We start from the raw sequence: 12,790 nt of genomic DNA, 5'->3' as shown, positions 1-12,790 counted from the left end.
GGAGCGCGTCATGAGAATGAAAAGTCTGGTGCAGGATGCAGAGGAAACGAGGCTGGCGATCGAGATGATCGAACTCGGCGCCCGCATGCAGATGCTGGAGTCCGAGACCGGACTCTCTCGCGAACGTCTCCTGAAGCTGTACAAGGAAATCCGCGGTGAGTCGCCGCCCAAGGGCATGCTGCCTTTCTCGACTGACTGGTTTATCCCGTGGCAGCAGAACGTGCACGCCTCACTGTTCATGTCCCTGCGTGGCTTCGTGACGCGCAACGCCCGCCTCGACGGTCTGGCCGCCACACTGCAGGCTTATCGCATGTACCGGGAGCAGCTCGAGCGCAATGACCTGGAAGAGGTGTTGAGCCTGACCCGCGCCTGGACGCTTGTCCGGTTCTTTGATGCAAAGATGCTGCAGCAGACATGCTGCACGAAGTGCTCGGGGCATTTCGTGGCGCATGCCTTCGATCCGTCCCACGGTTATGTCTGCGGGCTCTGTCACGTCCCCGCCCGTGCGGGTAAGGGTAAGCGCCCGATGCGCGATGTGAGCGCCGTGGCGGTCTGATTCCTTGATTTCTGGATCGCGAAAAAAGCCGGCATTGCCGGCTTTTTTGTGTCTGTTGAGCGGCGAGCGACTGTCAAGTTTCGCTGTGGGATGCCGATATCCCGGTAGGTCTGGGCATGACCCGGTTGATCAATTCGGGCAGAAGGTCTGAGCGATGTTCCTCATCATCGGTTACGTCATCATCCTCGCGGCATCCGTGGGGACATACGCGGTACACGGCAGCCTCGCGGCCCTGTTCGTGCCCATGGAGTATCTGGCCATCGTGGGGCTGACCATCGGTGGTCTGGTGGCCGGCAATTCGCCCAAGAACGTCAAGGCCGCTTTCGGCGCACTGCCTGCCCTGTTCAAGGGCTCGCCCTACAACAAGACCTTCTACATCGAGCTGCTGGCCATGCTGTTCGAGATCCTGGCCAAGGTCCGCAAAGAAGGGCTGATGTCGATCGAAGGCGACATCGAGAACCCGGAATCCAGCCCGATCTTTTCCAAGTACCCCGCCTTTCTGCACGACCACCACGCTGTCGAGTTTCTCTGTGATTACCTGCGCATGATGGTGGGCGGCAACCTGAATGCTTTCGAGCTCGAGAACCTGATGGATATCGAGATCGAAACCCATCATGCCGAAGCCCATGCCCCGGCGCACATCTGGTCCAAGACGGGGGATGCGACGCCAGCATTCGGTATCGTGGTGGCGGTGATGGGGGTGGTGAACGTCATGGGGTCGGTGGGCGAGCCCCCGGCGGTGCTGGGCAAGATGATCGGTGGTGCGCTGGTGGGGACCTTTCTCGGTATTCTTGTGTCATACGGTTTCGTTGCCCCGATTGCCTCGCAGCTCGAGCAGAAGGTGGAAGAGGGCGGAAAGATCTATCAGTGCATGAAGGTCGTGCTGCTGGCGAGCATGAGCGGTTACGCGCCGCAGGTGGCGGTCGAATTTGGTCGCAAGGTTCTGTTTGCAGGTGACAGACCGGGCTTCACCGAACTCGAAGAAGAAATCAAGAGCCGCAAGAAGTGAGCCCTGAGCGGATGGAGATGAGCGCAGCATGAGCGGCGACAACCAGCAACCCATCATCGTCAAGCGCATCAAGAAGGGCGGGGGCGGCGCTCATGGTGGTGCATGGAAAATCGCGTATGCCGACTTCGTGACGGCCATGATGGCGTTCTTTCTGCTGATGTGGCTGCTCGGTTCCACAACCCAGGGAGATCTGAAGGGCATTGCGGATTTTTTCCAGAACCCGTTGAAAGTCTCGATGGCTGGCGGACCGGGCTCCGGCAGCGCGACGGCGCCGATTTCAGGTGGGGGTCAGGATCTGACCAAGTCGGTCGGGCAGATCGCGAAGAGTTCCTACAAGGAGCCGAAGAAGATCAGTGAGGTCAAGGTGACTCCTGCCGAATCGAATGCTGTCACCGGGACGGGGCAGGCCGATCTGAAAGCTGCCGAGAAGCAGATCGAGCAGGAAGAAAAAATGCGTCTGCAGGATGTGAAGGACAAGCTGGAGGCCGTGATCGAAGCCAGTCCCGATCTTCGGCAGTTCAAGAGCCAGCTCCTGCTGGACCTTACATCGGAAGGCCTGCGCATTCAGATCGTGGACGATCAGAACAGGCCGATGTTCGATTCGGGTGGTGCCGAGATGAAGCCCTATACGCGCAGCATCGTGCGGGCCATTGGCCAGGTGCTCAATCAGGTACAGAACAAGGTCAGCATTTCCGGACATACCGATGCCGCGCGTTATGCCGGCGGAGATCGCGGGTTTTCAAACTGGGAACTCTCCTCAAATCGTGCGAACGCCTCACGCCGCGAGCTGATCGTAGGCGGCATGGACGAACGCAAGATCATGCGCGTTGTCGGGCTCTCATCGACCATTCCGCTCGACCGCAACGATCCGCTCAATCCCATCAACCGGCGCATCACGCTGATCGTGATGAACAAGCGGACCGAAGAAGCCATCCGTAACGAAGGTGGCGATCTGGATGTGGATGCCAACCGGCAACTCGACGCCGCGCCCATCGTAGATGGCGCCCGCCGGGTGCTCTCTCCCGCAGAAACCAGCCCGCCACGACGATGATGACCGGCGCGTCTTTCCGACTTCCGTAGTGGTGGCGCTTTGCCCGAGCCTGACTTGATAAGGAAACTTCCGATGATCGACCGCACGAAATTTCCGTTGCCCGGGGGGCCCGCTGCATCGACCGGCCATGCGTCGGTAGCGCGAACGGAACGTCCGCTGGCTTCGGCGCGTCCCGCAACGGCTGCATCGGGAACCTCCAGACTTGCGCCGCTCGAGCCGGTTCAGCGGATTGATGCCGGGGTTCGTGAATTCGAGTTCACGCCACAGGATTTCGAACGCGTCCGCGCGCTGATTTACAAAAAGGCCGGTATTTCGCTTTCGCCAGTCAAGCAGGACATGGTCTACAGCCGCCTTGCCCGACGTTTGCGTGCGAAGGGGCTCAAGCGCTTTACGGACTACCTCGACCAGCTCGAACGCAGCCATGACGAATCGGAGTGGGAGGCCTTCGTGAATGCGCTGACCACGAATCTGACGTCCTTTTTCCGCGAGGCGCATCACTTCGACATGCTTGCAGAGCAGATGAAGCGCATGTCGGATCGCAGGCCATTCCGTATCTGGTGCAATGCCGCGTCTACCGGGGAAGAGCCCTATTCGTTGGCCATGACAGCCTGCGAAGTCTTCGGCAACAATCCTCCGGTCGAAATCATCGCTTCCGATCTGGATACGAACGTGCTGGCGCATGGACAGAAGGGCCTTTACACGCCCGATCGTGTCGAGCGCCTGAGCAAGGAGCGTGTGCAGCGGTTTTTTGTGCGGGGACCGGGCGACCCCGAGGGGCAGTTCCGCGTCAAGCCCGAGCTTTCACGCCTGATCAAGTTCCGCCAGATCAATCTGCTGGCGCCGAACTGGCCCTTGCAGTCCGGATTCGATGCGATCTTCTGTCGCAACGTGATGATCTATTTCGACAAGCCTACGCAGTACGGCATTCTCGAGCGCTTCGTGTCGCTGCTCCAACCCAAGGGTTTGCTGTATGCCGGGCACTCAGAGAATTTCATTCATGCCGCCAGTCTTTTTCATTCTCTCGGGCGAACGGTCTACGAACGGGCGGATCAGCGCAGAGGCGCATAGCCAGGGCGGATTGACGCGTCGGCGCCACTTCAGGTCAGACAAGGGCATTCCAGGCGAACCCCGCGATCGGGGCAGGTAAGCTTCCATGCATACGAAATCGCTCAAACCAGCCGTATCGCAGACACAGGCCGCCCCGCACCAGGCTGAGCCGGGCGCGGGGCTTGCCCATGCAGGCATGCATGTGCCGCTGCCGGGCCGTGTGCTCCAGGAAAGAATCGTTTTCATCGGGGCCTCGACGGGCGGAACCGAGGCGCTTCGCACGGTGCTGACCGCTTTGCCGGCACACATGCCGCCCATCATGATCGTGCAGCACATGCCGGAAATGTTCACGGCATCCTTTGCCAAGCGGCTCGATGGCCTCTGTGGGCTCTCTGTCAAAGAGGCGGAAGAGGGCGAACGCGTACGGCCGGGGTGCGTGTATATTGCGCCCGGGCACTCTCATCTGCTGGTCAAGCGTGTCGGAGGCGGGTTTCAGTGCGAACTTTCACGCGCCGGACCGGTCAATCGGCACCGTCCCTCCGTCGATGTGCTGTTCCATTCGGCGGCCAAGGAGGCGGGCAGGATCGGGTTGGGCGTCATGCTGACGGGGATGGGAAAGGACGGCGCCGTAGGCATGCTTGCGATGCGCAAGGCAGGTTGTCACAACATTTGTCAGGACGAGCATTCCTGCGTGGTGTGGGGAATGCCGCGAGAAGCAACCATGAATGGTGCGGCCAGTGAGGTGGCTTCATTGCACGATATTCCGGCCAGGATCGTCAGCGTATTGCGTGGCGGCTGACCGCCCGGCTGGGCATAATGGGGCCAGACAGGCAGGGATGTGCCGTAATTGAGCCAAGAGGTCAGACCCTTTTGACCGACCCGCTAAGAATTCACAGTTTCTGCAAGGAGAATATTTCGATGGATGCAAAGGTCACGGTAAGCGATTCGCAGGCGGTGTTGCGGCTTGGCGGGCGTTTCGATTTCAAGGCCCACCGTGAGTTTCGCGATGCCGTGGATTCCCTGCTCGGACAGGCAGGTGGAAAACCTCTCCAGGTTGATCTGGGCGACGTTTCCTATCTCGACAGCTCTGCACTCGGCATGCTGCTGATGCTGCGTGACAAGGCCAAGGCCGCCAACAAGGATGTCGCTTTGATCGGCGTGAAGGGCAGTGTCCGGCAGGTGCTGGATATCGCCAATTTCTCCAAGCTTTTCGCGATCAGCTGATTCACTGCAAATGACCGGTATTCCCTGCGGTGCAAGGCCGCAGGGGGCACCTTCCGGTGCCGGCAGTTCCCGCAAGTCCCCTCTCTTTTTCCCCCGCCCTTTTCCTCCTTAAAGTTATTCCGTGTTCGACCGCTAATTCCGGCAGAGCAGGGCCATGGCAAGGCTTTGGTTTTCGCCACCGTTGATGTGCAGGCAGCTCCCTCAAGTTTGCGCATCGGGTGTCGTAAAGCTCTCAGGAACAACGCTTCACGGTTTTTTGCCGGGATGCGCTGCAGACAGTCAAGCGGAGAACACCATGTCGGAATTGCTGAAGAATATTGATGCGAGGACGAGGCTGGCAGGAACGAACAAGCTCGAGATCCTGCTTTTCTCGCTGGGAACCGACGCCCGGAGCGGGCGCAAGGAAAGTTTCGGCATCAATGTGTTCAAGGTGCGTGAAGTAATGCGCACGCCGCCGATTACCGCTGCCCCCGACATGCAGCCGGGTGTCGAAGGCATGGTGTCGCTGCGCGGCCAGCTTGTGCCCATCGTCGATCTGGCGAAGTACTGCGGGATCGATCCTGAGGGCAAGCGCGAGATCATGATCGTGACCGAGTACAACGGTCATACCCAGGGTTTCCTGGTCGAGGGCGTTGACACCATTCTTCGCCTGGACTGGGCCCAGATGCGGATTCCGCCTGACATGATGACGACCCGCCTCGGCGGACTGGTCACGGCCGTCACCGAGCTTGAAGACAACCGCCTGATCATGATGCTCGACGTCGAAAAGGTCTTGGCCGAAACGACAAAGTATGACGACGACTACATGTTCAAGGACATTCCCCCGATCGGCCGTGACTTCACCGTGCTCTTCGCCGACGACTCCTCCGTGGCACGCCGGCAGATCGCGAAAACACTGGATGTGCTGGGCGTCCGCCACGTGTCTGCCGTGAATGGTCGGGCTGCGTGGGATGAGCTGGAGCGCATCGCCAAGCATGCAGAGGTAACCGGCCGCAAGGTGTGGGAAGTGCTTCACCTCATCTTGACGGACGTCGAAATGCCGGAAATGGATGGCTACATTCTGACCAAGAAAATCAAGACCGATCCCCGCTTCGACGGCGTGCCGGTCCTGATGCATTCTTCCCTGTCGAGCATTTCGAACCAGACTTTGGGGAAATCGGTCGGCGTGGATGGCTATGTGCCCAAATTTGAACCTCATCGTCTGGCGGGTGCCATCCGGGCAATGCTGTCGCCGGAAGACACCCCCGAAATGCTGGCTTGAGCGAATTGGAGGTCAATATGGAAAACGCAAACACCAATCTGCTCGAAACGGTCGATGGCCGTACCAAGCTTGCCGGTTCCAACCGGATGGAAATCCTGCTGTTTTCGCTCGGCACGAGCGAGATCTTCGGCATCAACGTGTTCAAGGTGAGAGAAGTTTCCAAGACACCCTTCATCACCAAGGCCCCGAACATGCCGACGGGAGTTGAAGGACTGATCTCGCTGCGCGGCAACGTGATTCCGGTCCTCTCGCTGGCGCGGATCATTGGAATCAACAAACCCGAGCACGGTCTCGGCGGCTCGATGATGGTGACGGAATACAGCAAGCGCACGCTGGGCTTCCTGGTTCACGACGTGGACAGGATCATTCGCGTCGAATGGAGCAAGGTCCGGCAGCCGGAGAACATGTCGGGCACTTCCCAGAACTACATTACGGCGCTGACCGAACTCGCTGACGGCAAGCTGGTTTCCATCCTGGACGTCGAAACCATCCTCTCCCAGACCTTCGGGGAGGCTCCGGTGGGCCAGATCGCCTCGCTCGACCGGAACAGCGAAACGAACATCTTCTTTGTCGACGACTCGGCGATCGCGCGCAAGAAGATTGCCGAAGTACTCGACAAGCTGGGCGTACGTCACAAGCACGCACTGAACGGGTTGGAGGCCTGGACCCGGCTCGACGGCATGGCCGCCCATGCCCAGCAGCAGAAGAGAAAACTGAGCGACGAAATCAACATGATTCTCGTCGATGCAGAAATGCCGGAGATGGATGGATATGTCCTGACCCGAAACATCAAGAACGATCAGCGCTTCGACGGCATTCCCGTCGTCATGCATTCGTCATTGTCCTCGGAAGCTAACCGCTCGATGGGCAAGGCGGTCGGCGTTGATGCGTACGTTGCGAAGTTCGATGCGGAAATACTGGCGGAAACCTTGCGTCCGTATCTGTTGAAGGCCTACAAGGACTAATCCGGAGAAAACCAATCATGTCGGATCCAAAAATGAAATTCCTGGTGGTGGATGACTTCTCGACGATGCGGCGCATCGTCCGGAACCTCCTCAAGGAGTTGGGCTACACCAACGTCGATGAGGCGGAAGACGGTGTCGTGGCCATGCAGAAGCTGTCAGCCGGGGGGATCGACTTCGTCGTGACCGACTGGAACATGCCGAACATGACAGGCATCGAGTTGCTTCGTGCCATCCGGGCCAATGCAGGCATGGCTCACCTGCCGGTGCTGATGATCACGGCCGAGGCGAAGAAGGAAAACATCATTGAAGCCGCCCAGGCCGGGGCCAGCGGATACATCGTCAAGCCTTTCACTGCGGCGACCTTGTCCGAGAAGCTTGGCAAGATCTTCGAAAAACTGGGCAAGTAATGCCGCCGTCCGGCAGTACTTCAAGCATGTGAGCGGCAAGGCCGCTGAGATACAGGATTAGGAGCCGATACCATGGCCAAACGGCTGAAAGCGGACGAATCAGGCGATAACGACGAATTGCAGGCACTGTTCGATTCCATCACGAACACTTCGGAGCCGGCTCCGGCTGCTCCGGTAGCACGGACGAGTGTTCCGGTTGCAGCACCTGCATCGGACGGTGGTGGCGACTCTGAAGAGTTGCAGGCCCTGTTTGACAGCGTGGCAACGAAGCCCGCGCAGAGCGCACCGGTTGTTCCTGCAGATGACTCCGTGAATATCAAGGAAGCGGTGGCTGCCGCATCTGCCATGTCCGCAGAAGAGCGTCAGCAGCAGGCATTCGTGCAGATCGGTCAGCTGACCCGTCTGCTGCACGACACCATTCACCAGCTCGGCTATGACCGCATGCTGGAAGAAACCGCGGAGAAGTTGCCTGACGCGCGTCAGCGCCTCTCGTACATTTCGCAGATGACCGAGCAGGCGGCGAGCCGCGTGCTCAACGCTACCGATATTGCAAAGCCGATTCAGGACCGGATCGAGAGCGAATCTGCCGAGCTCGGCAAGCGCTGGTCACAGCTCTACAACAAGGAGTTGTCGGTTGAAGAGTTCAAGGCGCTGGCTGCGAGTACCCGCAAGTTTCTTGACCAGTCGGCGAGAGACAGCAAGGTGGTCAACGAGCAGCTTCTCGAGATCATGATGGCGCAGGACTTCCAGGACTTGACCGGCCAGGTGATCAAGAAAATCGTCGAGATGGCGTCCAAGCTTGAAAACGGTTTGCTCAAGGTCCTGATCGACATCATGCCCGAGAGCAAGCGTGTGGTTGCAGAAGATGGTCTCCTCAACGGCCCGGTCGTGAGTGCGGAAGGGCGGGAGGATGTCGTGACCAGTCAGGAGCAGGTCGACGATCTGCTCGACAGTCTGGGTTTCTGAGTGTCGGCGCGAAGCGGCGACATGCGTTCGAATTTGTCAGCGTATAACCGGAGTCAGCCATGAGCGATTTCGCGGGAATGGAAGATCTGCTGCAGGACTTCCTCGTTGAAGCCGGAGACTTGCTCTCTGGCGTCGACAACAAACTCGTAGATCTGGAGCGCACCCCCAACGATCTGGGATTGCTCAACGAGATCTTCCGGGGTTTTCACACCATCAAGGGCGGCGCGGGCTTTCTGAACGCGACCGAACTGGTGGCCTTGTGCCACCTGACGGAAAACCTGTTCGACAAATTGCGGACCGGAGAGCTCAAGGTCGGCCCCGAGATGCTTGACGTGATCCTTGCGGCCACGGCTGCAGTACGGACCATGTTCAACGAACTCGAGCGCGGCATGTTGCCGGCTTCTGCGGACCCTCAGCTGATGGACCAACTCAAGCATGCGCTGGCGGGCACCCTCGCCGATGTGGCCCGCTCCCGTCCGGCCGCCGAGCCCGCCGTTCCGGTAGTGGCGGCCGCTGCACCGGTGGCTGGTTCGCCGAATGACCCGGACTGGAACGCCTACTATCATGCCGTGACGGGGATCGTTCCTGCCGGTGGCGTGCCCGTGGTGGCTGCCATTTCGCCCGAGGCGGATGACGCGCCGCACCTGACTGAAACGGTGGCTGCCGAAATCATCCAGGCTGCCGTCGGACGCCGTACAACGGACAAGCCCGGATATCAGGGGCCCCCGGGAGGTCGCCGCGAAGGCGAACGCCAGCGGGACAACTCGATTCGCGTCGATACCTCGCGGCTGGATCAGGTGCTCAACCTCTCCGGTGAAATCGGCCTGACGAAGAACCGCCTGACGGCTTTGCGCTCCGACATCCTGAACGGCAAGAACGATACGGATACCCTGCATGCGCTGGATCTGGCGGTGAGCCAGCTCGATCTGCTGGTGTCTGATCTTCAGAACGCTGTCATGAAGACGCGGATGCAGCCGATCGGCCGCCTGTTCCAGAAATATCCTCGGATTGCACGAGACCTCGCACGTTCGCTGGGCAAGGATGTTGAACTCCTGCTGCTGGGCGAGGAGACCGAGATCGACAAGACGATGATCGAGGACCTCTCCGATCCGATCATTCACCTGATCCGGAATGCAGTGGACCACGGCATCGAGTTGCCTGCCGAACGCATGGCAATGGGCAAGCCGGAAAAATCCAACGTCCGCCTAGAAGCGCGCCAGGAAGGGGATCACATCGTGATCCTGGTCGCCGATGACGGACGCGGCATGAATCCGGAGAAGCTCCGTGCCAAGGCTCTGGAGAAGGGACTCATCACCGATGAGGAAGCCAACACGATGGATGAGCGCCAGAGCTACAACCTGGTGTTCCTGCCGGGCTTCTCGACGGCTTCCACCGTGTCGGACGTTTCCGGCCGCGGCGTCGGCATGGACGTGGTGCGAACCAATATCCAGAAACTTAACGGCTCGATCGACATCCGCTCGGTGCAGGGCAAGGGAACCGAGTTCATCATTTCCCTGCCGCTGACGCTGGCCATTCTGCCTGTGCTGCTGGTGTGCCTTGAGGATCAGCCTTTTGCGGTGCCGCTTTCGATGGTTCGCGAAATCCTGCCGATCGAGGCCAAGGAGGTTCAGGAGCTGGGTGGCCGTGCGACGATGGTGGTTCGCGGCGAGGTGCTGCCGATCGTCACGCTCGCTGCGTTGCTGGGCTGGCCGCAACAGCGGGTACCCGAGTATGGCGTGCTGATGCAGTCGGCCGAGCAGAGCTTCATTCTGGCAATCGATTCGTTTGCAGGCCGGGAAGATGCAGTGATCAAGTCGCTCGACGATTTCCGACCGAAGGGCGTCGCGGGAGTCACCACCCTGTCCAACGGACAGATCGTGCTGATCCTCGACATGAAGGAATTGCTGGGCGGCATGGGGGAGCAGAAAGTTGCCACCCGCGCTCAGTTGCTGCTGGAGTCGAATCTGGCCGCTGCAGCCTGATTGTTCAAACAGGCCCGATGAACAACACGGGGAGCTTCGGCTCCCCGTGTTGTTTTTGCTTGCCTGTTTCTTCGGCCCCGCCTTCCGTGGAATGGGGGCTCGAAGCGCCGCTGTCTCCAGGCGATCAGGGCGCCGGACTTACGTTGGTGAAGCTGTTGCCACTGGAGTTGCTGAATACCCAGAAAGTGCTCGGACTGTTGGTGATCGTCACATCCTTGAAGCTGCTGTTTTTCAGTCGGCTGATGCTCGTGGCCGATTTCGCATTGGTGATCTTCAGCGTATCGAAACTGATCGCCTCCTGGAAGGTTTCTGGGTAGGGCAGGGTAGCGTCCGTGCCGGCATAGCCGTCCACTGCGATGGGAGCGCCGCCCGCGCCGATGTTGTCCACGCTTACGTTTCGGATGCTGATGTCGTGGAAGCGTGCACACTGACCGGCGCTGCTGAACACATTGCTTCCCGCGCTGTAGGCCAGGGTGAAGATAAATGCGTTGGTGCTCATGTCCTTCATCGCGTTGTCACGGAAGGTGATGCGCCGCGCGCCGCCACCTGTTGCAGGTGTACTCTTCAAACGCAGGCCGTTGTCGGTGTGATACATGACATTGTCTTCGGCAAGGATGTCCTGGATCCAGCCACCGGTGTGGCTGCCTGCCACAACCGCTCCATGTCCCTCACGCATGTAATTGTTGAAAATCCAGGCATTCTGCTGCGCAAGGGCGTTCTCGTAATCCGCACCCTGGCCCGCTGCGAAGTTCACGTCATCGTCCCCCGTGTCGAAGAAGTTGTTGAAGATCATGGCGTTGTCGCTGTTGCCGAACTCCACGCCGTCGGCATTGTTGATGTCATAGGTCTGCGAGCGCGTTCCGGCGAAAACGATGTTCTCGCTCTCCAGGAACATGACGCCGTGATAGGCGGGATTCAGCAGCATGAGCCCGCCGACGTAGATGTTCCGCGCGCCGCGGAAGGTGGCAAGGCTGGACCTCCGGTTGCTGTAGTAGTTGGCGTTCTGCGTGCTGTTGAGTGTGGTGCCGACCTCTGTTTGCGCGGCAAGCATCTGATTCTTCGCGAGGAGCCCCAGCGTGCTCCATTTGCTGGCGCTGCCTGCTTCGTAGTAGGCGAGCTTGTTGCCGATCTCGTCGACGGTGTCAGTGCTGCTTCGGACCCATCCGCTGCCGTCAAGCGTTCCCTTGCCCACGATCCGGATGTTGGTGAAGCTGCCTCGCGAGTCGTCGTAACCTTGATGGTCTGTCAGGGCGCTGCTGCCGTTCATGTGCGAGGTGCTCAGCAGATTCAGCAGTGACGGGGGGCGACGGTCATCGGTCGAGTTCGTGAAGTAGCTGTAGAGCTGGTAGCCGCGATTGAGCGGATACTCGCTTGCAAGCGTGGCGCCTTTCAATGTTGCGCCTTCTTCGATTTCCAGCGTCATGTTGCTGCGGAGAAACAGGGCTCCGCTGACGAACACCTTGCCGCTCGCAGCCGTAGCTGGAACGATGACCTTGCATCCGTAAGCCGACGTTGAACCGCTCGCACAGGTGTCGATCGCATTCTGGATGACGGTGGTATTGACGGTTGCGCCGTCACCGACAGCGCCGGCGCTGGCAAGGTTCACCACCTTTGCGTAGCCTGCTGCGGTTTTCCACACCAGCGCGGTGCTGTCGGCGGATTCGTTTCCTGCGGCGTCGATGGAGCGAACCGTGAAGCTGTAGCTCGTGCTTGCTGCAAGTCCGGTCGCGAGAAAGTTCTGGAAGGTGATCTTGCGGTGGAAGCCCGCCGCATCGGCCGCGTAGAAGGCGTCGATGTAGGGTTTGGCCGGCGAGTGCGTGCTGTTGTTGGCAGAGGCCAGTCCAAGCGGTTTCCCGTTCATGTAGACGCGGTAATCGACAATCTTGCTGTAGTCATCCGGCTTCTTCCAGACCAGCGTGATCGATGTGTCGTCATAGGCCAGCGTCGGTACCTGCAGATCGACCGGCGCCGGGAGTGCGCTGGCGGTTGACGAGAGCGATGAGGACGCGAGCGACGACGAGGAGGCGGATGACGCATTGCCCCCTGTGGCGCTGGATGCTACCGAACTGCTGGCAGTTGAGGACGCCGATGATGCCGCTGCGGACGAGGCGGCTGAAGTGCCTCCGGATCCGACCTGTACGCCGCCTCCACCGCCGCCGCATGCTGTCAGGGCTGCGGCCGAAAGTGCCACTGCCGTCAAATATGTGGTCGCCTTTTCGAGTGGCATCAATGTTCTGTGCTGCGGCATGGTCTCCTCCCTTTACTGACCGGCGTTGCGGCCTTGTTGTGCTTTCGGCTCACGATGCTACCGGTCTCACCTGA

Annotated in this window: 12 protein-coding genes; 11 read left to right on the top strand and 1 reads right to left on the bottom strand. The window is 59.7% G+C overall.

Translation table 11 applies throughout. The features are described from left to right. Nucleotides 1-10 precede the first annotated feature (10 nt). From flhC to ABDB87_RS17770, 11 genes are all read left to right on the top strand, one after another. Nucleotides 11-556 (top strand): flagellar transcriptional regulator FlhC, encoded by a 546-nt coding sequence (flhC, locus tag ABDB87_RS17820; RefSeq protein ID WP_345929574.1) that lies wholly within the window; start codon nucleotides 11-13, stop codon nucleotides 554-556. 154 nt (nucleotides 557-710) lie between these two features. Further along, nucleotides 711-1,565: a flagellar motor stator protein MotA gene (gene motA / locus ABDB87_RS17815; RefSeq protein ID WP_345929572.1), complete on the top strand. Its 855-nt coding sequence runs from the start codon at nucleotides 711-713 to the stop codon at nucleotides 1,563-1,565. A gap of 28 nt (nucleotides 1,566-1,593) precedes the next feature. Then, entirely contained in the window at nucleotides 1,594-2,616 is a 1,023-nt protein-coding gene (gene motB, locus ABDB87_RS17810; protein ID WP_345929570.1) for a flagellar motor protein MotB, read from the top strand. Between the two features lie 72 nt (nucleotides 2,617-2,688). Further along, nucleotides 2,689-3,684: a CheR family methyltransferase gene (locus tag ABDB87_RS17805; RefSeq protein WP_345929568.1), complete on the top strand. Its 996-nt coding sequence runs from the start codon at nucleotides 2,689-2,691 to the stop codon at nucleotides 3,682-3,684. Nucleotides 3,685-3,769: 85 nt separating this feature from the next. Then, nucleotides 3,770-4,462 carry a chemotaxis protein CheB gene (locus ABDB87_RS17800; protein ID WP_345929566.1) on the top strand — a complete coding sequence of 231 codons (693 nt, stop codon included), beginning with the start codon at nucleotides 3,770-3,772 and terminating at the stop codon, nucleotides 4,460-4,462. A 119-nt stretch (nucleotides 4,463-4,581) separates the two neighbouring features. Further along, nucleotides 4,582-4,887, top strand: a complete 306-nt coding sequence (locus ABDB87_RS17795; protein WP_345929564.1) for an STAS domain-containing protein — start codon at nucleotides 4,582-4,584, stop codon at nucleotides 4,885-4,887. Nucleotides 4,888-5,182: 295 nt separating this feature from the next. Next, on the top strand, nucleotides 5,183-6,148 hold the full coding sequence (locus tag ABDB87_RS17790; protein WP_345929562.1) for a chemotaxis protein: 966 nt from the start codon (nucleotides 5,183-5,185) through the stop codon (nucleotides 6,146-6,148). A gap of 17 nt (nucleotides 6,149-6,165) precedes the next feature. Continuing rightward, complete coding sequence (locus ABDB87_RS17785) at nucleotides 6,166-7,113, top strand: chemotaxis protein (RefSeq protein ID WP_345929560.1); 948 nt, start codon at nucleotides 6,166-6,168, stop codon at nucleotides 7,111-7,113. A gap of 17 nt (nucleotides 7,114-7,130) precedes the next feature. After that, the gene (cheY, locus tag ABDB87_RS17780) at nucleotides 7,131-7,520 is read left to right on the top strand and encodes a chemotaxis response regulator CheY (protein WP_345929558.1); all 390 of its coding nucleotides are present in this window, start codon (nucleotides 7,131-7,133) and stop codon (nucleotides 7,518-7,520) included. 72 nt (nucleotides 7,521-7,592) lie between these two features. Continuing rightward, nucleotides 7,593-8,486 carry a protein phosphatase CheZ gene (cheZ, locus tag ABDB87_RS17775; protein ID WP_345929556.1) on the top strand — a complete coding sequence of 298 codons (894 nt, stop codon included), beginning with the start codon at nucleotides 7,593-7,595 and terminating at the stop codon, nucleotides 8,484-8,486. Nucleotides 8,487-8,545: 59 nt separating this feature from the next. Then, on the top strand, nucleotides 8,546-10,468 hold the full coding sequence (locus ABDB87_RS17770) for a chemotaxis protein CheA (protein ID WP_345929554.1): 1,923 nt from the start codon (nucleotides 8,546-8,548) through the stop codon (nucleotides 10,466-10,468). A 124-nt stretch (nucleotides 10,469-10,592) separates the two neighbouring features. Here the strand turns inward: ABDB87_RS17770 and ABDB87_RS17765 are convergent, their stop codons facing one another. Further along, on the bottom strand, nucleotides 10,593-12,695 hold the full coding sequence (locus tag ABDB87_RS17765; RefSeq protein ID WP_345929552.1) for a glycosyl hydrolase family 28 protein: 2,103 nt from the start codon (nucleotides 12,693-12,695) through the stop codon (nucleotides 10,593-10,595). Nucleotides 12,696-12,790: the final 95 nt, after the last annotated feature.

This window comes from Uliginosibacterium paludis (genome assembly GCF_039631355.1).
In the GTDB taxonomy this organism is placed as follows: domain Bacteria; phylum Pseudomonadota; class Gammaproteobacteria; order Burkholderiales; family Rhodocyclaceae; genus Uliginosibacterium; species Uliginosibacterium paludis.
Note: the sequence above shows the minus strand (reverse complement) of the source record. Positions and strands in the feature narration are given on the sequence as shown.

Coding starts and splice junctions, on each gene's coding strand:
- motB (WP_345929570.1), top strand. CDS start 1,594: ATGAGCGGCGACAACCAGCAACCCATCATCGTCAAGCGCATCAAGAAG.
- ABDB87_RS17765 (WP_345929552.1), bottom strand. CDS start 12,695: ATGCCACTCGAAAAGGCGACCACATATTTGACGGCAGTGGCACTTTCG.
- cheZ (WP_345929556.1), top strand. CDS start 7,593: ATGGCCAAACGGCTGAAAGCGGACGAATCAGGCGATAACGACGAATTG.
- ABDB87_RS17770 (WP_345929554.1), top strand. CDS start 8,546: ATGAGCGATTTCGCGGGAATGGAAGATCTGCTGCAGGACTTCCTCGTT.
- cheY (WP_345929558.1), top strand. CDS start 7,131: ATGTCGGATCCAAAAATGAAATTCCTGGTGGTGGATGACTTCTCGACG.
- flhC (WP_345929574.1), top strand. CDS start 11: ATGAGAATGAAAAGTCTGGTGCAGGATGCAGAGGAAACGAGGCTGGCG.
- ABDB87_RS17795 (WP_345929564.1), top strand. CDS start 4,582: ATGGATGCAAAGGTCACGGTAAGCGATTCGCAGGCGGTGTTGCGGCTT.
- ABDB87_RS17800 (WP_345929566.1), top strand. CDS start 3,770: ATGCATACGAAATCGCTCAAACCAGCCGTATCGCAGACACAGGCCGCC.
- motA (WP_345929572.1), top strand. CDS start 711: ATGTTCCTCATCATCGGTTACGTCATCATCCTCGCGGCATCCGTGGGG.
- ABDB87_RS17785 (WP_345929560.1), top strand. CDS start 6,166: ATGGAAAACGCAAACACCAATCTGCTCGAAACGGTCGATGGCCGTACC.
- ABDB87_RS17790 (WP_345929562.1), top strand. CDS start 5,183: ATGTCGGAATTGCTGAAGAATATTGATGCGAGGACGAGGCTGGCAGGA.
- ABDB87_RS17805 (WP_345929568.1), top strand. CDS start 2,689: ATGATCGACCGCACGAAATTTCCGTTGCCCGGGGGGCCCGCTGCATCG.